The following is a 21284-nucleotide window of genomic DNA, read 5'->3' as shown; positions in this document are numbered from 1 at the left end:
CTGATGGGGCGTTTGTTCGGTACGGACGGAGTCCGTGGCCTGGCGAACGTGGACCTGACCGCGGAGCTGGCGCTCGACCTCTCGGTCGCGGCAGCTCACGTACTCGGCGAGGCCGGTGCCTTCGAAGGGCACCGGCCACGCGCCGTTGTAGGGCGGGATCCACGCGCCAGTGGTGAGTTCCTGGAAGCCGCCGTGGTGGCCGGTCTGGCCAGCGCCGGCGTCGATGTGGTCAAGCTCGGCGTACTGCCGACGCCGGCCGTGGCCTACCTGACCGGCTCGACCGGCGCCGACCTCGGCGTGATGCTGTCCGCCAGCCACAACCCGATGCCGGACAACGGCGTCAAGTTCCTGGCCCGTGGCGGGATCAAGCTCGACGACGTGATCGAGGACGCGATCGAGGCCCGGATGGGCGAGGAGTGGCAGCGTCCGACCGGTGCGGCCGTGGGCCGTGTGCTCGAGGACGGGCGGGGCTTCGAGACGTACGTCTCGCACCTGGTCCGCTCCGCGCCGAACCGGTTCGACGGTCTGAAGGTCGTGATCGACTGCGCCAACGGCGCCGCCTCCGAGACCGCGCCCGAGGCCCTACGCCGGCTGGGTGCCGAGGTGATCACGTACGCCGCCGCACCCGACGGCCTGAACATCAACCTGAACTGTGGATCCACCCACCTGGAGGGTCTGCAGCGCGAGGTGATCGGCCACCGAGCGGATGTCGGCATCGCGCTCGACGGCGACGCGGACCGCTGCCTGGCCGTGGATGCCAACGGCGAGCTCGTGGACGGCGACCAGATCCTCGCGATCCTTGCACTGGCCATGCGCGACAGCGGCCGGCTGTCCAACGACACCGTGGTCGCGACCGTGATGAGCAACCTGGGCTTCGTCCAGGCGATGGTCCGGGAGCGGATCGCGGTCGAGCAGACCAAGGTCGGCGACCGCTACGTGCTCGAGGCAATGAAGGCCGGCGGTCACAAGCTCGGCGGTGAGCAGTCCGGGCACGTGATCCTGTCCGACCACGCCACCACCGGCGACGGCACGCTGACCGCGGTCATGCTGCTCGCCCGGGTCGCCCAGACCGGCAAGAGCCTGAGCGACCTGGCCAGCGCGATGACCCGCCTCCCGCAGGTCCTGGTCAACGTGAAGAACGTCGACAAGTCCCGGGCCGGCGACGACCCGGCGGTCCAGTCCGCCGTCGCCGAAGCGACCACCCGCCTCGGCGACACCGGCCGCGTCCTGCTCCGCCCCTCCGGCACCGAGCCACTCGTCCGCGTCATGGTCGAAGCGGAGTCCTCCGACACGGCCCACGAGATCGCCCACTCCCTTGCCGATGTGGTCGCCACCTCGCTGAAACTCTGAACCTGGGACACCTTCTGGGGCCTGGGACATGGAATTCCATGTCCCAGGCCCCCATTCCATGTCCCAGGCCCCGCTTGCGCCCGAGGCGCTCAGGGTTGCAGACCCACTGCTTTGAGAGGGCTCGGCCAGGACTCCAGGACACCATGCAGGGTTGGGTCCTGAACGGTGGCCAGGGCTTCGGTGTGGGCGTCGGTGATGACGTCGGCGATGCGGACCGGCGTACCCGAGGATGCCGAGCGTACGGCGGCCTCGACCATCGCGACGCTGATGACGTTGGAGTGGACCTCGGACTGCGGGACGGTCGACTCGCGGACCGCGGCGACGAACTCGACCAGCGAGCCGGCGATCTGCTCGGGGTCGTCGACCATGACGGCCGGCAGGGCTTCGCCGGAAGCGAGTTCCGCGACGGGCGGGTTGTCCCCGTCCCAGGTCGCCGTACCGCCGGATGCGCTGGCCCGCCAGCGGCCGTTCCAGGACGTCTCCAGACCCGGTGCGCACCAGCTCCCGGTGAAGGCGAAGCGAGTGCCGTCGGCAAAGGTGAACACCGCGTTGGCCGCCGCGCTGCCGTCGAACCAGCTCCAGTCCGGGTTGTACGACTCGCAGTAGACCGACACCGGCTCGGAGCCGATCAGCTTGCGGCTCAGGTCGAACTGATGGATCGCCATGTCGACCAGCAGCGGCTCGGCCATCCGTTCCCGGAACCCACTGAAATGCGGGGCTTTGAAGAACTCGCACGACAGCGACCCGATCGTGCCGAGCTCGGCGAGCTGCCGCCCGAACGCGGCGCCGGCCCGGAAGTAGCGGCGGGACTGCGAGACCATCAACAGCTTCCCGCTCACCTCCGACGCCGCGACCATCGCCAGGCACTCGCGCACGGTCTCGGCCAGCGGCTTCTCGCAGAGCACCGGAAGCCCACGCAGCAAGGCATCCACGCTGATCTTGGGATGCGCGGCCGGCACGGTGACGTCGATGACCGCGTCGGCGTTGCCGGCCAGTTCGTCGATCGAGGCCGCCACCGGCACGTCGCCGTACCCGTGCTCGTCGGCGGCCGCCCGGGCGACGTCCACGTCGAGGTCGACCAAGCCGATCAGGTCGACATCAGGATTGTCGGCAATCGTACGAAGCCACGCGCGGCCCATCCCGCCGGCGCCGACCTGGAGGAGGCGCAAAGGGTCAGGCATCCGCCGGCTCCTCGATCGGGCCCTGGTAGCCGTGGCCGTTGAAGAAGTCGCCGGTCTCGTACCGCAGCAGCGTCGGCACCGCCCGCTCCGGACGGTCGGACCTGGCCCACGCGACGCCGTTCGCGATCACCTTGCGGACGTCCTTGTGGTGGTAGACCGGGAAGTCCTGGTCGCCGGGCGAGAAGTAGAAGATCTTCCCGTGCCCACGGCGGAACGTGCACCCGGACCGGAACACCTCGCCGCCGGAGAAGGACGACACGAAGATCAGTTCGTCCGGCACCGGGATGTCGAAGAACTCGCCGTACATCTCCTGCTGCTCGATCTCGATCGGGTGCGGCACGCCCTGCGCGATCGGATGCGTCGGGTTCACCGTCCAGACCAGCTCGCGGTCGCGCTCACTGCGCCAGCGCAGCGTGCAAGACGTACCCATCAGCTTGCCGAAGATCTTCGACCAGTGACCGGAGTGCAGGACGACGAGGCCCATCCCGGACAGCACGTGCTGGTACACGCGCTCGACCACCTTGTCCTCGACCTCGCCGTGCGCGGCGTGACCCCACCAGACGAGTACGTCGGTGTCGGCCAGCACCTCCTCGGTGAGTCCGTGCTCGGGCTCCTCGAGGGTCGTCGTGGCGACCTTGGCCTCGTCGCCCAGATTCTCGCTGATGCCGGCGGCAATGGTGGTGTGCATGCCGTCCGGGTAGATCTCGGCGACATGCGGCTCGACCTGCTCGTGCCGGTTCTCGCCCCAGACGAGTACGCGAATCGTCATCTTCAGTCCTTAGGTTTACTTGACGGCTCCGCCGATGGCACCGGCGGCGATGTACTTCTGCGCGGCGACCAGCAGCACGATGGCCGGGATCGCCGAGAGCACCGCGGTCGCCATCACCGCGTTCCAGTTCTGCACCTGGGTGCCCAGGTACTGGTAGATCCCCAGCGTCACCGGCCGCACGCCGCCCTTGGTGGTCAGCGTCAGCGCGAACAGGAAATCGCTCCAGGAGAAGAGGAAACTGAACAACCCGGCGGTGATGAGGGAGTTCTTGCTGATCGGCAACACGATCGCGACGAAGGCCCGGAACAGCCCGGCGCCGTCCACCCGCGCGGCCTCCACCAGTGACGGCGGCAGCGACATCATGAACGAGCGCAGGATCAGGATCGCGAACGGGATCCCGCTGCTGCAGTTGGCCACGATCAGGCCCGGGATCGAGTTCAGCAACCCGATCCGCTCGTACGCCGTGTAGAGCGCGTTGGCGATCACGATCCCCGGGATCATCTGTGAGATCAGGATCGCCAGCAGCCCGACCGACACCCAGCGCGACCGGAACTGCGAGAGCGCGTAGGCACACGGTGTCGCGATCGCCAGGCTGAGTACGACGGTCCCGGCCGCGATCATCATGCTGGTGACCAGGTTGCCGCCCTGCTCGTCGAGGGCACGTTTGTAGCCGGCGAACGTCGGGTGCAACGGCAGGAAGCCCGCGGTCAACGTGTTCCCGGAGGGTTGCAGCGAAGCGTTCACCATCCAGTACACCGGGAACAGCATCACGCACAGGATCAGGACACCGATCACGGTGTACGCCGTACGTCGCATCGTGGCCTCCCTACTCGTCGACAGCGCGGCGGGTGCTGCGCAGGTAGAAGATCGCGAACAGGAACGAGATCGCGATCAGGATGTTGCTCAGCGCCGCGCCTTCACCGAACTTGAAGTCGATGAAGGACCGCTCGTACGACTGGGTCGCGAGCGTCTGCGTCGCATTCGCCGGGCCACCGCCGGTCAGGCCGAGGATGATGTCCAGGACCTTGATCGTGTAGACGACCCCGAGCATCAGCACCACGCCCGCCACCGGTCGCAGGTTCGGCCAGGTGATGTACCGGAACGCACGCCACCCGGTCGCGCCGTCGAGCTGACCGGCCTCGTAGAGCTCGTCCGGGATCTCGCTGAGACCGGAGTACAGCAGCGTCACGTTGAACGGAATGCCGATCCAGATGTTCACCCCGATCACCGCGATCAGCGCGACCGACGGCGAGTTCAGCCACGGCACCGGTTCGTTGATCAGATGCAGCCAGGACAACGTCCGGTTCAGGATGCCGCTGTCCTGCTCGAGGATCGATCGCCAGGTCGCACTCGACACGATCAGCGGCAGCAGCCACGGCAGCAGCAGCAGCGAGCGCAGCAGGCCGCCGAGCGGGAAGCGTTTCCGGAAGAACAGCGCCAGCCCGAGTCCGATCACGAACTGGAACGCGATCGACCCGATGGTGAACAGCGCGGTGTTCAGCATCGCGTCCGAGAACAGCTTGTCCGTCACGACCGTGCTGTAGTTCTTCAGTCCGACCCACGGGGCGTCCCCGGTGAAGAACGTCCGCAGGCCGTAGTCCTGCAGGCTCATCAGCAGGTTCTTCACCACGGGGTAGCCGAACAGCGCGATCATCGCGACCGCGGCCGGCAGGACGAACAGGAGCTTGGTCAGATCCTCCCCCCGGTGGCGCCGGCCACGAGGCCTGCGAGCAGGCTTCGGGCCGGCCACCTTGGTGTCGTCTTGCATCAAGGTCGATGCCGCCATCGCGATCAGCCGCCGGACGCCTGCTTGAAGGCGTCCTGGGGCGAGGCCTTACCGGTCAGTGCCAGCTGGATCGCCTGGTAGATCACCTTCGCCGCGTCCGGCCACTTGTCGCCGAGCTTGCCGGTCCGCGAGCGGGCGGTCTTGACCTGCTCGGTGAAGGCCTTCATCGACGGCACGTCCTTGACGTACTGGTCGAGCAGCGCGGTCTTGGTCGGCACCGTGAACCGGGCCTTCGCCCAGGCCAGCTCGTTCTCGTCCGAGTTCAGGCACTTCACGAAGTCGGCGGCCTTCTGCTGCTTGGCCTGGTCCTTGTTCAGCGGGACCGTCCAGGCCTCACCACCGAGCGGTGCGACCGGGGTCTGGTCCGGCTTGTTCACCGGGAACTTGACCACGTCCCACTTGATGTTCGGGAACTTCGCCAGCGCCGGGATCTGCCACGGGCCGTTCACCATCATCGCGGCCTTGCCGGCCACGAACTGGTCCTTCGCGTCACCCTGGGTCCAGTTGATCACGCTCTTCGACGCCGATCCCGACTTCACCAGATCCGTCCACAACTGCAGGGCTTCGGCCACCTGCGGGCTGGTCAGGTCGGTCTCGTCACCGCCGTTGGTCCACATCGCGGGCAGGAACTGCCAGGAGCCTTCGTACGTCGCGTTGGCGTTGAACGCGATCCCGTACCGGCCGGGCTTGGTCAGCTTCTTGGCCGCTGCCTTCAGCTCCTCCCACGTCTTCGGCGGCTGTATGCCGGCCTCCTGCAACATCTGCGTGTTGTAGAACAGCGCGATCGTGTTCGTCACCGGCGCCAGTCCGTAGAGCTTGCCCTGGTACGACGTCGCGTCGACCATGCCCTGGATGACTCCGTCCCCGGTCAGACCCATGTCGTTCAAGGGCGCCAGCGCACCGGTCGCGGCGATCTGCTGGACATCGGGGTTGTCGAGCATCAGGACGTCGGGCAGCGTCTTGGACGACGCCTGCTGCAGCACCTTCTGGATCAAGGTGTCACCAGGCACCGTCTCCCGCTGGATGCTGATGCCGAGCTGGCTCGCGCAGGTGTCGAGACCCTTCTGCACGAGCGACTTGTCCGGGTCGTTGTTGTAGTAGTCGAGGATGGTCAGACTCTTGACGCTGTCACCGGACGAGGATGACGGCGCGTCGCCACCGTTGCCACCGCAGGCGGCCAGCACGAGCGACAGCGTCGCCGTACCCGCCAGTGCAGCGGTGATCCGCTTGCTGATCATGACATCGGGCTCCTTCGATCAAAGCGTTTAACCACGGGCTGTGGAAGATCGCCGGTCGCTTGCTCTAAGGGGTGGTAAACCGCTTAACTGAGATGTCTCAGGACTATGTTCCTTAGGTCACACTGTTGTCAAGAGTTCAGAGGGGGCGGGATCCGATGGTGACCATGCGGGACGTTGCCGACCGAGCGGGCGTGTCGATCGCGACCGTGTCCTTCCTGCTGAACGACACGAAGCCGGTGACCGCGGCGACGCGGGCGCGGGTCGAGCAGGCGATGGCCGAGCTCGGCTACCGCCGCAACGCGGTGGCCCGGGCGCTGGCCAGCCGGAAGACGCACATCATCGCGATGGCCTACCCGGCGCTCGAGCACCGGTTCGGGATGTCGACCGCGGAGTTCTTCACCGGCGCGGCCGAAGCGGCCCGCAAGGAGTCGTACCACCTGGTGCTGTGGCCGGTCGGCAACGACGGCCTCGAGTTGCGCGAGCTGCTCGGGCAGGGCCTGGTCGACGGCGTCGTCCTGATGGAGGTCCAGCTGGACGATCCGCGCGTCGACGTCCTGCGCGAGACCGGTACGCCGTTCGCGCTGATCGGCCGGACCACGGAGCTCGAAGGGCTGTCCCACGTGGACATCGACTTCGACACGACGGTCCAGGATGCGATCGGGCACCTGTACGACCTCGGCCACCGCGAGCTGGTACTGGTGTCCGGCGATCTGGCCGACCCGCGCTTCCACGCGTACGGTCCCTGGGTCCGGACCGAGGATGCGTACCGGCGGATCGTGGCCGAGTACGGCCTGCGGACCGTCGTCATGCCGTGCAGTGACACCACGCGCGCCGGCCAGGAAGCGGCCGAACGTCTCATCCACGAGCATCCGGAGACCACCGCGATCCTGGTCCTGAACGAGTACGCCGCCCTGGGTGTCGTCAGCGGCCTGCGGCGGCTGGGTCGCGACGTACCGGGAGAGTTCTCGGTCCTGCCGCTCCTGATGGTGCCGGAGACCGCGGCCATGAGCGACCCCGAGCTGACCATCATGCGTACGCCGGGCCCGGAGCTCGGCCAGCTCGGCACCGAGGCCCTCATCCGCCAACTGGAGAACGCCGACCCCCTGCCACCGCAACTGATCCCGGCCAAACTCATCCCCGGCGGAACCGTCGCACCCCCGGGTGGACGGCCAGGCCATCACATCGGGGCTTGACCGCGCCGGCTCCGCTGCGACGGCACTCGAGTGCTGCGAATGTGATGGCCTAGCCGTCCGCGCCAGCCACCATCCGCAGGCAGCCACCCCTGACTCAATCCGCAGCCAAGGTCCTCTGCTGCTGTGGGGAAAGTTTTCGTCGCCTGGTGCAAGTTTGTTTCCCCACAGCTGACCATCCCCGACACCGAAGCGGTGAATCCGGCCGATTGTGGGATGTCAGTCGTGGGCTGGGTCCTGGCGTAGACGCGCGCCTCGACCCCTGCGGAGCCGGCTGCGCAGCGTCACTTAGTAGTTAGCACTTGACCCACCGTGGCGGTGTGGGTAACTTTCGCGTTCGGGGGAGCGCCTGTAATTCAATTACCGATGGGGGTCCGCCGATGGAACTCACCCGACGCCAATCCCTCGGACTCGCGGCGGCCGCCGTCGCCGGGACCACGATCGCGGGTACGACGACCGCACACGCCGGCACCGATCGCTGGGTCCGCGAGACCCTGCGGCGGATGTCGCTGGAGCAGAAGGTCGGCCAGCTGTTCGTCTGCTACGCCTACGGGCCGACGGCGGACACCGCCGACGCGCGCAACACCAGCCTGTACGGCGTCGCGACGCCGGCCGAGGTGGTGCGCAAGTTCCACCTCGGCGGGGTGATCTACTTCGCCTGGACCGACTCGGTGAAAGACCCGCAGCAGATCGCCCGGCTGTCCAACGGACTGCAGGGCGCCGCCCTGGCCGACAGTGGCATCCCACTGCAGATCAGCACCGATCAGGAGTACGGCGTCGTGTTCCGCGTCGGACCGCCCGCGACGCAGTTCCCGGGCGCGATGGCGCTCGGCGCGACCAGGTCGGCGCAGTACGCACGGCTGGCGGCCGCGATCGGCGGCCGGGAACTGAAGGCGGTCGGGATCAGCACCGACTTCGCGCCGGTCGCCGACGTCAACGTCAACCCGCTGAACCCGGTGATCGGCGTCCGCTCCTTCTCGTCCGACCCCGGGCTGGTCGCGGAGCTCACTGCCGAGCAGGTCAAGGGCTACCAGCGGGACGGGCGGATCGTCTCGACCGCCAAGCACTTCCCGGGACACGGCGACACTGCGACCGACAGCCACACCGGCATCCCGGTGATCGATCACTCGCTGGAGGAGTGGACGCGGATCGACCGGCCGCCGTTCGAGGCCGCGATCAAGGCCGGCATCCATGCGATCATGACCGCGCATATCGTGGTCCCGGCGCTCGACCCCTCCGGCGACCCGGCGACGCTCAGCAGGCCGATCCTGACCGGGATCCTGCGTGAGCAACTGCGCTTCGACGGTGTCGTCATCACCGATTCGCTGGGCATGCAGGGCGTCCGGGACAAGTACGGCGACGCCGAGATCCCGCTCCGGGCGATCGAGGCCGGTGTCGACCAGTTGCTGATGCCCGTGGACCCCGGTCTGGCCTACAACTCGGTGCTGTCCGCGGTCCGCGGCGGCCGGATCAGCGAGGCCCGGATCGACCAGAGTGTCGAGCGGATCCTGAAGCTGAAGCTCGAGACCGGAGTCGTCGACCACCCGTACGTCGACCTGGCCCGCGTCGCCAAGGTCGTCGGCACGGCAGCGAACTACGCGGACGCCCAGCGGATCGCCGACCGCAGTACGACCCTGCTGAAGAACGACGCCGGCCTGCTGCCGCTGTCTCCGGCGCCCCGGAAGATCCTCGTCGCCGGCTTCAGCCCGGCGGCTCTCGGTACTGCGTTGCAGAACCGCGGAGCGACCGCGGTCGTCAAGGACACCGGTACGACGCCGACCGATGCGAAGATCGCCGACGCGCTGGCGGCCGCTGGGGACGCTGATCTGACCGTCGTCCTGACGAACAAGGCCTGGGACACCGAGGTCACCGACAAGCAGGCGAAGCAGCAGAAGCTCGTCAACGCCCTGCTGGACACCGGCCGGCCCGTGATCGTGATCCCCGTCCGCGATCCCTACGACGTCGCATACTTCCCGGCGGCACCGACCACGCTGGTCACCTACGGCACCGCGGCGGTGTCGGTGGAGGCACTGGCCAAGGTGCTGTACGGCGAGATCGCACCGGCCGGCAAGCTACCGGTGGCGATCCCCGCCCAGCCGGACCCGGCGCAGACTCTGCACCCGTTCGGCCACGGGCTGACCTTCGATCCGCGGCAGACCCGGATAACCGTTGCCTCGTACAACATTCATGCCGGCGCCGGCGAGGACAACGTGTTCGACCTCGACCGGACCGCCCAGGCGCTGAAGGCCCTCGACGCCGACGTGATCGGGCTGCAGGAGGTCGACGTCCACTGGGATGCCCGCAGCGAGTGGCGCGACACCATCGCCGAGCTGGCCGCGAAGCTCGGGATGTTCGCCGGGTTCGCCCCGATCTACGACTTCGACCCGCCGGCCGCCGGGCAACCACGCCGGCAGTACGGCGTCGGCGTACTGTCCCGGTTCCCGCTGGTGCGGACCGAGAACCATCCGATCACCCGGCTGTCCACCCAGGACCCGAATCCGGTGCCGGCCCTCGCGCCGGGCTTCCTCGAGGCCGAGATCGAGGTCCGCGGCCGCCGGGTGCACGTGTACTGCACGCACCTGGACTACCGCGCGGACCCGTCGGTCCGGGCGCTCCAGGTCGGCGACACGACCAAGATTCTGGCCCGGGACCCTCGCAAGGACCTGCAGATCCTGGTCGGCGACTTCAACGCGGATCCGGCCGCGCCGGAGCTCGCCGGGCTGTGGACCCGGCTCACCGATTCCTGGGCCGTCGCCGAGTCCACCTCCGGCGGTCCGAACACCTATCCGGCGGTCGATCCGGTCAAGCGGATCGACGTCGTCGCCGTCGGCACGGGCCTGCACGTGCGGCGGTTCGCCGTACCTGCGGAGCTTGCCGCCAGTGACCACCGTCCCGTGGTCGCCGACCTGTCGTTCCGTCCCTGACATCCCTGCCCGAAGGAGAGATCTGATGAAGCGCCGCAGTTTGCTCGCGGGTGCCGGTGTGCTCGCCGCCGCCCCGCTGATCGACGTACCGGCCGCCCACGCGACGGATCATCGGAAGGTGATGACCGCTGCGATGGTGCTGGCGGACGACGACTGGCGGGCGCTGGCCGGCCAGAAGGTCGGCGTGATCAGCAACCCGACCGGCATCCTGCCCGACCTGTCCCACATCGTCGACACGATGCACGCGTCCGGGAAGGTCGACATCGTCGCGGTGTTCGGCCCCGAGCACGGCTTCCGCGGTACGGCGCAGGCCGGCGGATCGGAGCAGGACCACGTCGACCCGCGCACCGGGATCATGGTCTACGACGCGTACGGCGCGAACGCGGACAAGCTGGTGAGCCTCTACACCAAGTCCGGCGTGGAGACCGTGGTCTTCGACATCCAGGACGTCGGCGCGCGGTTCTACACCTACATCTGGACGATGTACGAGGCGATGCTGGCCGCGGTCCGCACCGGCGCGCGCTTCGTCGTACTGGATCGTCCGAACCCCGTCGGCGGGTACGCGCGCGGCCCGATGCTGAAGCCTGGTTACACCTCGGGCGTCGGCAAGGAGGAGATCATCCAGCAGCACGGCATGACCGTGGGCGAGCTGGCCCGGCTGTTCAACGCCGAGTACCTGCCGCTCGACGCGGATGGCGCCCGCTTGGAGGAGCTCCAGGTCATCCCGGTGAAGAACTGGAGACGCGACCAGTTGTACGACGACACCGGCCTGACCTGGGTGATGCCGAGCCCGAACATGCCGACCCCGGACACCGCGCTGCTCTACCCGGGACTGTGCCTGTTCGAGGCGACCAACATGTCCGAGGGTCGCGGTACGACGAGGCCGTTCGAGCTGATCGGAGCGCCGTACGTCGACTACAAGTGGGCGGAGGCGCTGCAGACGAAGACGATCCCGGGCGTCGAGTTCCGGGAGGCGTACTTCACGCCGTCGATCAGCAAGAACGCCAACCTGCTCTGCGGCGGTGTCCAGGTGCAGATCACCGATCCACACCGGGTCGAGGCGATCACCGCGGCCACTCACATGATCGTCGAGGCTCGCCGGCTCTACCCGGACTTCGCCTGGCGCGCCGAGACCCCACCCGGCCGGTGGATCGACCTGCTCACCGGGTCCGACCGGTTCCGCACCATGCTCACCGCCGGCGCCACCGCCGAGGAGATCGTCGCGGCCTGGAAGTCCGAGACCGACGCCTGGACGGCCCGCCGGGCGAAGTACCTTCTCTACAAGGGAGCGCACCAGTGAGAAGGTGGGCGACGATCACGATAGCCTCTGCGGTGATGCTGACGATGGCAAGCCCTGCAGTTGCCAATGGCAACAGATCTGGACGGTTCGACCAGCCGTACGACGGCTATGCACCGAAGGGGACGCTGTTGCGTGACACGACCCCGGCGAAGGCCGGCCTCGACCCCGCGCCGATCGACGCCGCGCTGGCCCAGGTGGACGCGTGGACCCGGCCCAGCGGTACGGCGAAACCCCTCTACGCCGGCGCGGTCACGCTGCTCGGCCACGACGGGAAGATCGTCACCCGCACGGCGACCGGGCTGGCGCTCAAGTACACAGTGAATTCAGCCGGGAGCGGGCCTGAAGAACTTCCTGCGGACCAGCAGATCCCGATGCGCACCGACACGATCTTCGACATGGCGTCGGTGTCGAAGCTGTTCACCTCGATCGTGGTGATGCAGCTGATCGAGAAGGGCAAGGTCGGCCTGGACACGCCGATCGCCACCTACGTGCCGGAGTTCGCGGCGAACGGCAAGCAGGCCATCACGGTCCGGCAGGCGCTCACCCACACCACCGGGTTCCCCGCCTGGCTGCCGCTGTGGAGCACCGGCAAGACGCCGGAGGAGCGGCTCCAGCTCGCGCTCACCGCGAAGCTGCAGAACCCACCCGGCAGCACCTACCTGTACAGCGACCTGAACCTGATCTCCCTCGGCGAGGTCGCGCACCGGGTGACCGGCAAGACGCTCGACAAGCTGGTCGCCGACGGCATCACCAAGCCGCTGCAGATGCGCGACACCGGTTACAACCCGGACCCGAAGAAGAAGCCGCGGATCGCCGCGACCGAGTTCCAGACCTCGCCGCCGCGCGGCATGGTGTGGGGTTCGGTCCACGACGAGAACGCCTGGTCGCTCGGCGGCGTCGCCGGGCACGCGGGTGTCTTCAGCACCGCGGACGACCTCGCCGTACTGGCCCAGACGTTCCTGAACGGCGGGAGCTACCGCGGCGCGCGGATCCTCAAGGAATCCTCGGTGACCGCGATGATCACCAACTTCAACCAGGCCTTCCCGGGCAACGACCACGGCCTCGGCTTCGAGCTGAACCAGCGCTGGTACATGGGTGGTCTGTCCGGGCCGCGCACCGCCGGTCACACCGGCTACACCGGGACGTCGATCGTGATCGACTTCGACTCCCGGTCGTTCGCGATCCTGCTGACCAACCGGGTCCACCCGAGTCGCGACTGGGGCAGCAACAACCCGGCCCGTCGGGCGGTCGTGCAAGGCCTCGCCCTGGCGCTCGGCGTCGGACCGCGGCACGGGAAGGACGCCTGGTTCTCCGGTACGACGGACAACGCGACCACGACCCTCTCGACGAAGGTCGCCGTACCGGCGGATGGTGCCAAGCTGGCGTTCGACCTGTTCGTCGACACCGAGGACACGGACCTGCTGTATCTGGAGACGTCCGCCGACGGGACGACCTGGACGAAGGTGCCGTTCACCGTCCGGGACCGTGGATCGGTGATCGACCATGACGGGTCGATCAGCGGCTCCGGCGATCGGCACTGGCACCAGGTGACGGCCGAACTCGGGGCGGGTGAACAGACGATCCGGTGGCGTTATACCTCCGATCCGCTGTATCAGGGCCGCGGTGTCTACGTCGACGGTGTGAAAATCACCAGCGGGACTGGTGAACTTCTCGACGGTGAACGAACGCCTGAATCATTTACCGCAACAGGTTGGAGACTTTCGCGTCGGTGACCCCACTTCGTGCATAGTCGCCGTACCGTGGCTGTCATGAATTCAACAACCTCTCCAGAACCCACGGGGCCGCTGCTGGTCCGGGTCCGCGCGGTGATGCCCGCGCTGGCGCCGGCCGAGCAGCGGGTGGCGAACGCGGTCCTCGCGGACCCGGGCGGAGTGGCTGCGATGACGATCTCCGAACTGGCCGAGGTGGCCTCCACCTCGGAGACCACGGTCATCCGGTTCTGCAAGCAGATCGGCGTCCCCGGCTATCCGCAGCTCCGCCTGCAGCTGGCGGCCCAGTCGGCGCAGGAGAGCATCCGCCCGGAGGTGGGCGGTGACATCGAGCCGGGCGACTCGCTGGCCGATGTGGTCAGCAAGGTCGCCTTCGCCGACGAGCGGGCGGTCCGCGAGACCGCGCAGCAGGTCGACGTCGACGCGCTGGCCAAGGTCGTCGACGCGGTCGTGAAGGCGCCGCGGGTGGACATCTACGGGTTCGCCGCGAGCGCGTTCGTCGCGCTGGACCTGCAGCAGAAGCTGCACCGGATCCGCCGGGTCGCGTTCGCCTGGTCGGACGTGCACATCGCACTGACGAGTGCCGCGCTGCTCGGTGAGGGCGACGTCGCGATCGGTATCTCCCACACCGGTACGACGGTCGAGGTCGTCGAGGCGCTGGAGGAGGCGGCCAAGCATGGCGCTACCACGGTCGCTGTGACGAACTTCCCGCGCTCGCCGCTGGCCAAGACGGCCGATCTGGTGCTGACCACGGCCGCCCGGGAGACGACGTACCGGTCCGGGGCGATGGCCTCGCGGATCGCTCAGCTGACCGTGATCGACTGCCTGTTCATCGGGGTCGCCCAGCAGGTGCTGCCGGACGCCCGGAAGGCGCTCGAGGAGACCGCCAGCGCGGTCCGCGGGCACCGGCTCAAGGGCTCCGAATGATGTCAAACGTTTCCGTCAACGATGAACGGAATTGAAAATCCTTCAGTAGAAAACTAACATCGGACCTGTGACCACACCGACGGAGCAGCGCAACCCCAGGACGCTCGCCATCGATGCCGTGGGCACGACCGAGATCCTCCGGATGGTCAACTCCGAGGACGCTCGGGTGGCCGGTGCGGTCGAGGTCGTGATCCCCGAGCTGGCGCGTGCGGTCGACGCCGGCGTCGAGGCGATCCGCGGCGGCGGCCGGGTGCACTACTTCGGCGCCGGGACGTCCGGCCGCCTCGCGGTCCTGGACGCCGCCGAACTGCTGCCCACGTTCCACGTGCCCGACGGTCTGGTGGTCGCCCACCACGCCGGTGGCATGGAGGCGCTGCTCCGCGCGGTCGAGAACGTCGAGGACTCCGAGGAGGGCGGCGCCGCCGACGCGGCCACCGTCACCGGCCGGGACCTCGTGATCGGCCTCGCCGCCTCCGGGAGTACGCCGTACGTCGCCGGCGCCCTGAAGGCCGCGCGAGCTGCCGGGGCGATCACCGTGCTGGTGACGTCGAACCCGTCCGCCCCGCTCGCGCCGTTGGCCGACATCGTGATCGCCGCGGACACGGGCCCTGAGGTGATCGCCGGGTCGACCCGGCTGAAGGCCGGCACCGCGCAGAAGCTGATCCTGAACGCGTTCTCGACCACGCTGATGATCAAACTCGGCCGCACCTGGTCGAACCTGATGGTCGACCTGGTCGCGACCAACAAGAAACTCCGCGGCCGCATGCTCCGCATCCTCGCCGAAGCCACCGGCGCCGACCCCGACGCCTGCGAAGCCGCCCTCGCCGAAGCCGACGGCGAACTCAAACCGGCCCTGGTTCACCTCCTCACCGGCACCCCCATCCCCGCTGCCCGAGCCGCCCTAGAAGCGGCCCACGGCCGAGTAGCCACAGCCCTAACCGCCCTCGGCACCCCCGCATAGACCCACCCCACCGCCGCCCAAAGGACACCGCCTTCGGCGGCTGTTGCTTGTCGGCGCCTTGGGGCGCGAACTGCTCACCCGCGTCCGGTGATACGTGCCGCGGGAGGTCCGGGCCGCCGAACGTGCTATTCGGGCTACTGCGCCTGAGCCGGTCGCGACGGGGCGTCGACGAGTACCTCGTAGAGGTAGAGGTCACCGTCGGTTCCGGTTTGGCGGAACCCGGCGCGTTCGAGGGTCCGCTGGGAAGCGACGTTGTCCCTGGTTGTGTCGGCGACAACTCGGGACAATCCGTGATCGGCCGCGACGGTCAGCAGGGCGACGAGTGCCTCCGCTGCATAGCCGTGACCACGGGCCGATGGGGAGAGGCCGTACCCGACCTCGACACATCCGTCGTCCGGCTGACCCTTGAAGCCGATTCCGCCGATGGCCTTCCCGTCGGCGGTCCGGGTGATCCGGTAGTGCCCGAAAGGGCGTTGGTCACCGTGGGCGGCCGTTGCTGCGAGAAAAGCCATGACGCCGATGACGTCGCCGTCGAACGGATAGTCCTCGGCCCAGGCATCCCCGGCTCCGGCGTGCCGTCCAACGATGCGTTCACCCTCTGCTGCATCGATGGGGTGCAAGCACAGTCGCGGCGTACGAAGTTCGGTCACGGGCAACAGCGAAGCAGCCCTCGACATCCCGCACAACCCGATTACGCCACCCGGAAAGGCCCGTCGAAGAACCCCTTGGGGCACATCCCCACGATCCGCGCAGCCGATGAGTGCGAACGCTACGCCGAGGGCTCCCTTCTGGATCATTCCAGACAAAGGCAGAAGGGGTGACCTGCAGGGTCCAGGAAGACCCTGTAGGACGTACCGGGCTGGTCCGGATGTTTGGTTGCACCGAGATCGATCACTGCCGCCTCGGCTGCGTCGAGGTCGTCAACGAGCATGTCGAGGTGCATCTGCTTGGGCCGCTCCTGGGTCGGCCACGTCGGCGGCGTGTAATCAGCCACCCGGTGGAAGGCGATGCACTGGCCGTCCTCAGGGCAAACCGAAGCCCGGTCGGTGAAGACGTCGATCTTCCAATCCAGCATCGCGCCGTAGAACCTGGCGAGCGCACCAGGATCGGGACAGTCGATAGCGATGAGAGGCAAGCGAGCGATGGCCATGCCGACCAGGATATCGACGCTCGCGGTCGGCGCACGGCCCGACTCGAGTGGTCCTATGCCGTCACCTCGGTTCTTAGCCTGGCTCAAACGCCAGGTCGATGATCAGGTCGTCGAAGGTCGGGCCACCTGGGCCGGCGCTGGCATGGAGGGTGACCGCGGTATCGCCTTTGGGTTCGACGAGTAGAACGGCGTTCGATATCCCCGCCATCGTGAAGCCCCAGCGGTTGTGCTTCCAGATGTTCCAGACGCGCACTGACAGGTGCTCGCGTCCGCGAAGCGGCTTGACGGCAATCTCGACACATTCGGGAGCGGTCGATGTCCAGAGTGCAAAGAGCTTCGACTTCTCGCCCTTGACGAGCAGCCAGCCGCCATCTGCGCTGATACCGACGCCCTGCTCAAGGTCGCGTGTCGGTCGCATCCTCAGCTTCAGAACACCAGCAGGCAGCGGAGTCATCAGATAAGACGGGTGCACCAGCCGGCCGTCGAGTTCGATCGGCTCACCGTGCGACTCGATGAACCGACTGCCCAGATCGGTCACGACCGCAAGCATCCCACGGTGACGCGCTGCCCCGGGATCGGCGCCGTCCGCTCAGCTGCGATTCGCGCGCTCGTGGCCGATGTGCGCGCCGTACGAGAGGGAGTTCAGATTGCGAAGAACGCCGACAGTTCGCGAGCAAGGGCTGACATCTCGGCACCAGCTTCGACCTCGACGGCAACCGAGGCCCTCCACTTGTCGTAGATGCTGGGCGTGATCCACCAGCGGAGGTCGACGTGTCCGCGTGTGGTCCATGTGGCCTCAACGCAGAGGTCATGATCCGCGCTCTCCCAGGTGCGGATGCCGTCCCAGCCGCGGAAGTCCTCGGCCAGATACTCAATGAACGCAGGCAATCCGCTACCAGCGGTGTCGAGACTCAGCACCAACGCCTCTGCTGTCAGCCCGTTGCCCGACAGACGGACTGTGTACTCGACCATGTCATCCGCTGCCAGGTAGGGATCCGCGGGGTCGCGATAGCGGAACCGTGGGGATACGAACTCGATCCGCGCCTCTCGATCCCCGCTGCTCCATCGCAGAGCGACCGGCGAGCCGTCCCCAGACACGCAGAGCACGGCGCGATGATCGCACGGGTCTCAGATCAAACGCGCGCTCATGCCGATCCGAGCTCACTCACATGCCGATGACAGGGCGTCAGTGCGGCCGCAGCGTACGTCCTCTACGCGGTCGCCGAGATGCGCTCCGCGACGGTGACCGGTAGCGGATAGGGGCGTTCGTCAGGAAGGTGGTCGAGGCCGTGGCGGCGACGTTCTAGCGTGTCGGTGATGTCCTCGATGCTGCGGACCCACTTGGTGGCGTAGCGGGTGACGGCCGACCCAGACAACCCGACCTGCAGCGACCGGTAGGGCAGGGGTTGGCCGCTCAATGTGCGCTCGGGATCCCACTGGACGCGCACCGGGCAGTCCGCGAGCGCGCGCCGCCAGGTTTCCCGGTCCGGGTAGAGCGTGGGGTCGAAGTGGCTCAGGCACGACTCAGCCAACGCGTCCTCGAACCCGGTCCGGCTCATCCGAATTGCGAGCACGCGCTCCTGACCCAGTTTCGACGACCAGCCACAGCGGTACATCATCCACAGGAACGACGGCTTGATCCACGTCATCCGCTTCATGCTGAACGGTGCCACGAACGTGCCAGCGGCCAGGGCGGCGTCGGCGATCTCGTGGCCGTATGCCTGGTAGACGAGGACCGATTCGGCGTCGAATACCGCGCGCACCTGCCGGGCCGCTGGAGTCACTGGCGCATCCATGTCGCCAGGTCCTCTACAGACGCTGCAGCAGGCGGCACTCGGGCGAAAAACGATCCGGACCGCCACTCCCGCGCGCCGGTCTCCGGGTCGCCTATCCACTCGCCTTCGACCCACTCGACCAGATCCATTAGGTCCCGGGACCGAGCGAACTCGGCCGTCACGGCGACCCCCTGCGGGATCAGAAAGACCGAGTCGATGTAGCAGTGCGCATCGAAGTTGACGTTCTTCGCGCGCCAGACCAGTGCAGCGTCCTCGACGTGGCCAATCATGAACAGCAGCCAGCAACACGCCAACAGCACATCGCCGCCGCCTGAGTCCGCATCACCAACCGCGGCGATCTCTTGGCGGGTCAGCTCACGGATCAGGGGCGCGTCCGACGGAGTGAAGCTCGACAGCAGCGCGGCAACCAGTGCCGGGCGGTCCACCCCGTCGGCGGTGCTCGATCCGCCATGCCCGAAGGCCCGAGCAACGTCGGCGTCCGACATCACTCTCGCGTCCAGCAACAGCTCCAAGCCCGATGTCACGGTCTCAGCCTTTCAGGTGCCGGGCAACGTCGCCCAGCAAATGTAATGAGTACCAGCGGACTATAACGACGCCGCATACGACGCCCAACCGCGCCGCCCGCTGACCAACTGAGCGTCGCGCAACTCATGCCACGCACCCACAGCCACCCTTACCGGATCTGCCGCGATCCGCTCGCGCCGATGTGCCGTGCCGGTCAGTCACCTCGCCGTAGATTGGTGAGATGGGTGGGTCATCTCATTGGGCCAAGACGCCACAGCAGAGCGTCCACGAGGAATGCACTCGGCGCGGCGTGGCGTCAGTCGTCGCCGGTTGCGTCGACCTGCTGAACGGAAAGCCGGCAGACGACGACCTGGTCCTGGCACTCGGCGGACCCCCTGCGGACTGGGTCCGTACCGGCGAACCTTCCGGTCCGCCGTACTGGCTGCGGGTATGGGCCGCCCGCGGACTGTTGTACGCCTGGGACGACTCGGCCCGCCCAGCAGTTTTGAAGGCGCTTCATGATGACGCGTGGCGGGTGCGGGAGATGGCCCTGAAGGTGGTTGCCCGCCATCGTCTGCAGGCAGCCTCCGAACAAGTCGATGACCTCCTCAGTGACCCGTCTGCCCGAGTCCGCGCCGCAGCCTGTCGTACAAGCCGAGCCCTCGGCGGCGATTGATCCGTACAAAGACGTCGGGTCTTCGACGCACTGACGTGCCGCTGTCGGTGAAAAGCAGGGATCTTCCGATGATGGGATGCTGCTCGATGCACTTCGGTGGCATCTCGTGCAAGCTGCCGGACAGGTTGCTCAGGCCGGGCTGATCGACGGGCGTAGGAGGAGCAGTCCCTCGGGCAGGCTGTCGGCCCATTCGGCCATCTCGGCGGTGACCCGGAACAGCTCGGTCGTGATGAATGGTTGGGCTTGCGCGTCCGAGCTGGTGCCGAACGATTCCAGGCGCCACTCCCGCCAGTGGGCCCGCAGGGCGTCGCGGACTTCGTCGAGTTGAGCGCGGGTGAACCGGCTGGGCACCACGCAGAGCTGATCTGGCAGGTACTTGGACAACTGCCGGGTCGCCGCGTCGAGGTCGGTGGCGGCGATGACGAGGACTTCCTGGTCGGCGGAGGGACGGAAGACCACCGGGTGGACGATCACCTCGGACGATCTCAGGTCGCCGAAATCCGGGTCCCAGGGCAGCGCGTCGTGTCGCCAGCCACCGGGTGGCGGCGGGCATGGTGGATCCGTCCGGGCCGCGAACCGCTCCCGAGCAGGGAGCTCCGACGACTGCTCCTCGACCTCGATGCTCTCGTCGCGCCATATCCCGACCACCGAAAGATGGCCCGGGACTCGGTTCGCTGCCCAGTTGGTCGGGACTGCCTCGGCGTCGGCCCCGATCAGCCGGATCGACCGATCCGACTTCCAGCCCGCCGGTCTGGAGATCGGAGTGTAGATGCGGGCCAGGTCCAGCCATTCACCGTCCGAACGCGCCACGTATCGACCCCAGGTCCGGACTCGATCCCCTGCCGCGAACACCAAAGCCCTGGCCGCCATGAATCCATGGTCCCTCTTGTCGCACGGGATGGGCTCGGCACGACCCGCAGCCGCCGGCATTGCGCCGCCATAAGTGCCTCAAACTGACCGCAATTGCCGCGAATAGTGAACGTCCAGGATTGCCAGCGAGCGCGCGGGTGGTGCCATGCTCAACGGCGTGAATGTCTCGGCTGCATCGAAGGACCTCGCCGTGGTGGAGTTCTCCCGTGCTCGATCGTGTCGCGCTGGCGATGGTGCCATCGGCCGGACCCATTGCGGAGGCGGGGCGAGGATGAGCGAGAGGTCCGACGACGAAGAGGCCCAGCTCCTGAGAGCGTCAAGGCGGTGGGTTCTGCGGGGGCGGCGCTATCGGCACCTGATGGCCGGGGCGTTCGTGATGCCAAGGTTTCGGCAACGCTGGTTCCAGTGGCGGTTGCGGAGGGCAGGCCGTCGGGCGCCGGCGGAAGATCTGGCTGCGCTACTGGAAGGGGGGTGGCGGGAGCGGCTGGCCGCGACCTGGCTCGTCGCCGCCGGCCGGCGAGCGGAGCTGCGGCCGGTGATAGAACGGGGCCTGCTCGGCGACGTCCCGTCCGGGGACCGCTGGAGCTACTGTCCGGCGTTGGCCTGCCTGGGCACCGAGGACGACGCCCGGATCCTCGTCGCCTACCTGGACCGGGCCCTGTCGCTCGCGCCTGAGGAGGACGGGTTCGCCATCCAGTGCCAGCCTGAGGCTCTTGCCACGCTCATGTACCTCGACCAGCAGCTCGGCACCGACCACGCCCGCCGGTTCCTCGCCGCTGACGGCCCCTGGGAGCGCTGGCTGGGTTCCGTCAACGTCTCGTTGGCGCACTACCAGGACGCCGTCCGGGCTGACGTCGTCTTCGCCGCCGGCGGTGACCCAGGCATACGCCGCATGGTGAAACTCCAGCGCCGATGAGAGGCTAATCAGTATG

Annotated in this window: 21 protein-coding genes; 9 read left to right on the top strand and 12 right to left on the bottom strand. The window is 67.8% G+C overall.

What is annotated here, in order from left to right; genetic code table 11:
• Nucleotides 1-3: 3 nt before the first annotated feature.
• Entirely contained in the window at nucleotides 4-1350 is a 1347-nt protein-coding gene (glmM, locus tag OG555_RS07650; RefSeq protein WP_329482125.1) for a phosphoglucosamine mutase, read from the top strand.
• An 89-nt stretch (nucleotides 1351-1439) separates the two neighbouring features.
• On the opposite strand, the gene OG555_RS07645 is transcribed toward glmM, so the two are convergent.
• The 5 genes from OG555_RS07645 to OG555_RS07625 are packed head-to-tail and all read right to left on the bottom strand — an operon-like array spanning nucleotide 1440 to nucleotide 6324.
• A complete protein-coding gene (locus tag OG555_RS07645; protein WP_329482124.1) occupies nucleotides 1440-2531 on the bottom strand; it encodes a Gfo/Idh/MocA family protein in 1092 nt (363 codons plus the stop codon).
• Nucleotides 2524-3300, bottom strand: a complete 777-nt coding sequence (locus tag OG555_RS07640; RefSeq protein WP_329482123.1) for a ThuA domain-containing protein — start codon at nucleotides 3298-3300, stop codon at nucleotides 2524-2526. The genes OG555_RS07645 and OG555_RS07640 overlap by 8 nt, the downstream gene beginning before the upstream one ends.
• Nucleotides 3301-3315: 15 nt before the next feature.
• A complete protein-coding gene (locus OG555_RS07635; RefSeq protein ID WP_329482122.1) occupies nucleotides 3316-4116 on the bottom strand; it encodes a carbohydrate ABC transporter permease in 801 nt (266 codons plus the stop codon).
• Between the two features lie 10 nt (nucleotides 4117-4126).
• The gene (locus tag OG555_RS07630; RefSeq protein ID WP_329482120.1) at nucleotides 4127-5086 is read right to left on the bottom strand and encodes a carbohydrate ABC transporter permease; all 960 of its coding nucleotides are present in this window, start codon (nucleotides 5084-5086) and stop codon (nucleotides 4127-4129) included.
• A 5-nt stretch (nucleotides 5087-5091) separates the two neighbouring features.
• Nucleotides 5092-6324 (bottom strand): sugar ABC transporter substrate-binding protein, encoded by a 1233-nt coding sequence (locus tag OG555_RS07625; RefSeq protein WP_329482119.1) that lies wholly within the window; start codon nucleotides 6322-6324, stop codon nucleotides 5092-5094.
• A 164-nt stretch (nucleotides 6325-6488) separates the two neighbouring features.
• Between OG555_RS07625 and OG555_RS07620 the strand changes: the two genes are divergently transcribed.
• From OG555_RS07620 to murQ, 6 genes are all read left to right on the top strand, one after another.
• On the top strand, nucleotides 6489-7517 hold the full coding sequence (locus OG555_RS07620; RefSeq protein ID WP_329482118.1) for a LacI family DNA-binding transcriptional regulator: 1029 nt from the start codon (nucleotides 6489-6491) through the stop codon (nucleotides 7515-7517).
• A 377-nt stretch (nucleotides 7518-7894) separates the two neighbouring features.
• Complete coding sequence (locus OG555_RS07615; RefSeq protein WP_329482117.1) at nucleotides 7895-10438, top strand: glycoside hydrolase family 3 N-terminal domain-containing protein; 2544 nt, start codon at nucleotides 7895-7897, stop codon at nucleotides 10436-10438.
• 25 nt (nucleotides 10439-10463) lie between these two features.
• Nucleotides 10464-11738, top strand: coding sequence for an exo-beta-N-acetylmuramidase NamZ family protein (locus OG555_RS07610; protein WP_329482116.1), 1275 nt, complete (start codon nucleotides 10464-10466; stop codon nucleotides 11736-11738).
• Between the two features lie 35 nt (nucleotides 11739-11773).
• On the top strand, nucleotides 11774-13471 hold the full coding sequence (locus tag OG555_RS07605) for a serine hydrolase (protein WP_329482115.1): 1698 nt from the start codon (nucleotides 11774-11776) through the stop codon (nucleotides 13469-13471).
• Between the two features lie 36 nt (nucleotides 13472-13507).
• Nucleotides 13508-14395: a MurR/RpiR family transcriptional regulator gene (locus OG555_RS07600; protein WP_329482114.1), complete on the top strand. Its 888-nt coding sequence runs from the start codon at nucleotides 13508-13510 to the stop codon at nucleotides 14393-14395.
• Between the two features lie 67 nt (nucleotides 14396-14462).
• Complete coding sequence (gene murQ, locus OG555_RS07595; RefSeq protein ID WP_329482113.1) at nucleotides 14463-15356, top strand: N-acetylmuramic acid 6-phosphate etherase; 894 nt, start codon at nucleotides 14463-14465, stop codon at nucleotides 15354-15356.
• 134 nt (nucleotides 15357-15490) lie between these two features.
• On the opposite strand, the gene OG555_RS07590 is transcribed toward murQ, so the two are convergent.
• The 6 genes from OG555_RS07590 to OG555_RS07565 all read right to left on the bottom strand — a co-directional run bounded on the left by OG555_RS07590 (nucleotide 15491) and on the right by OG555_RS07565 (nucleotide 18814).
• Nucleotides 15491-16006 (bottom strand): GNAT family N-acetyltransferase, encoded by a 516-nt coding sequence (locus OG555_RS07590; protein ID WP_329482112.1) that lies wholly within the window; start codon nucleotides 16004-16006, stop codon nucleotides 15491-15493.
• A 143-nt stretch (nucleotides 16007-16149) separates the two neighbouring features.
• Entirely contained in the window at nucleotides 16150-16506 is a 357-nt protein-coding gene (locus OG555_RS07585) for a VOC family protein (protein WP_329482111.1), read from the bottom strand.
• A 73-nt stretch (nucleotides 16507-16579) separates the two neighbouring features.
• Nucleotides 16580-17044 (bottom strand): hypothetical protein, encoded by a 465-nt coding sequence (locus OG555_RS07580; protein ID WP_329482109.1) that lies wholly within the window; start codon nucleotides 17042-17044, stop codon nucleotides 16580-16582.
• Nucleotides 17045-17148: 104 nt separating this feature from the next.
• Nucleotides 17149-17613, bottom strand: coding sequence for a DUF6228 family protein (locus OG555_RS07575; protein ID WP_329482108.1), 465 nt, complete (start codon nucleotides 17611-17613; stop codon nucleotides 17149-17151).
• Between the two features lie 104 nt (nucleotides 17614-17717).
• On the bottom strand, nucleotides 17718-18302 hold the full coding sequence (locus tag OG555_RS07570; RefSeq protein WP_329482107.1) for a DUF4291 domain-containing protein: 585 nt from the start codon (nucleotides 18300-18302) through the stop codon (nucleotides 17718-17720).
• Nucleotides 18287-18814: a hypothetical protein gene (locus OG555_RS07565; RefSeq protein WP_329482106.1), complete on the bottom strand. Its 528-nt coding sequence runs from the start codon at nucleotides 18812-18814 to the stop codon at nucleotides 18287-18289. Before OG555_RS07565 ends, OG555_RS07570 begins: the two co-directional genes overlap by 16 nt.
• Before the next feature lie 233 nt (nucleotides 18815-19047).
• Here OG555_RS07565 and OG555_RS07560 point away from each other — a divergent pair, with 233 nt between their 5' ends.
• On the top strand, nucleotides 19048-19482 hold the full coding sequence (locus OG555_RS07560; RefSeq protein WP_329482105.1) for a HEAT repeat domain-containing protein: 435 nt from the start codon (nucleotides 19048-19050) through the stop codon (nucleotides 19480-19482).
• A gap of 129 nt (nucleotides 19483-19611) precedes the next feature.
• Here the strand turns inward: OG555_RS07560 and OG555_RS07555 are convergent, their stop codons facing one another.
• Nucleotides 19612-20352, bottom strand: coding sequence for a hypothetical protein (locus OG555_RS07555; protein ID WP_329482104.1), 741 nt, complete (start codon nucleotides 20350-20352; stop codon nucleotides 19612-19614).
• A 376-nt stretch (nucleotides 20353-20728) separates the two neighbouring features.
• On the opposite strand from OG555_RS07555, the gene OG555_RS07550 reads away from it, so the two are divergent.
• A complete protein-coding gene (locus OG555_RS07550) occupies nucleotides 20729-21268 on the top strand; it encodes a DUF6000 family protein (RefSeq protein WP_329482103.1) in 540 nt (179 codons plus the stop codon).
• Nucleotides 21269-21284 lie beyond the last annotated feature (16 nt).

The organism is Kribbella sp. NBC_01484 (assembly GCF_036227145.1).
In the GTDB taxonomy this organism is placed as follows: Bacteria; Actinomycetota; Actinomycetes; order Propionibacteriales; family Kribbellaceae; genus Kribbella.
This window is presented reverse-complemented; position numbering and strand designations above follow the sequence as displayed.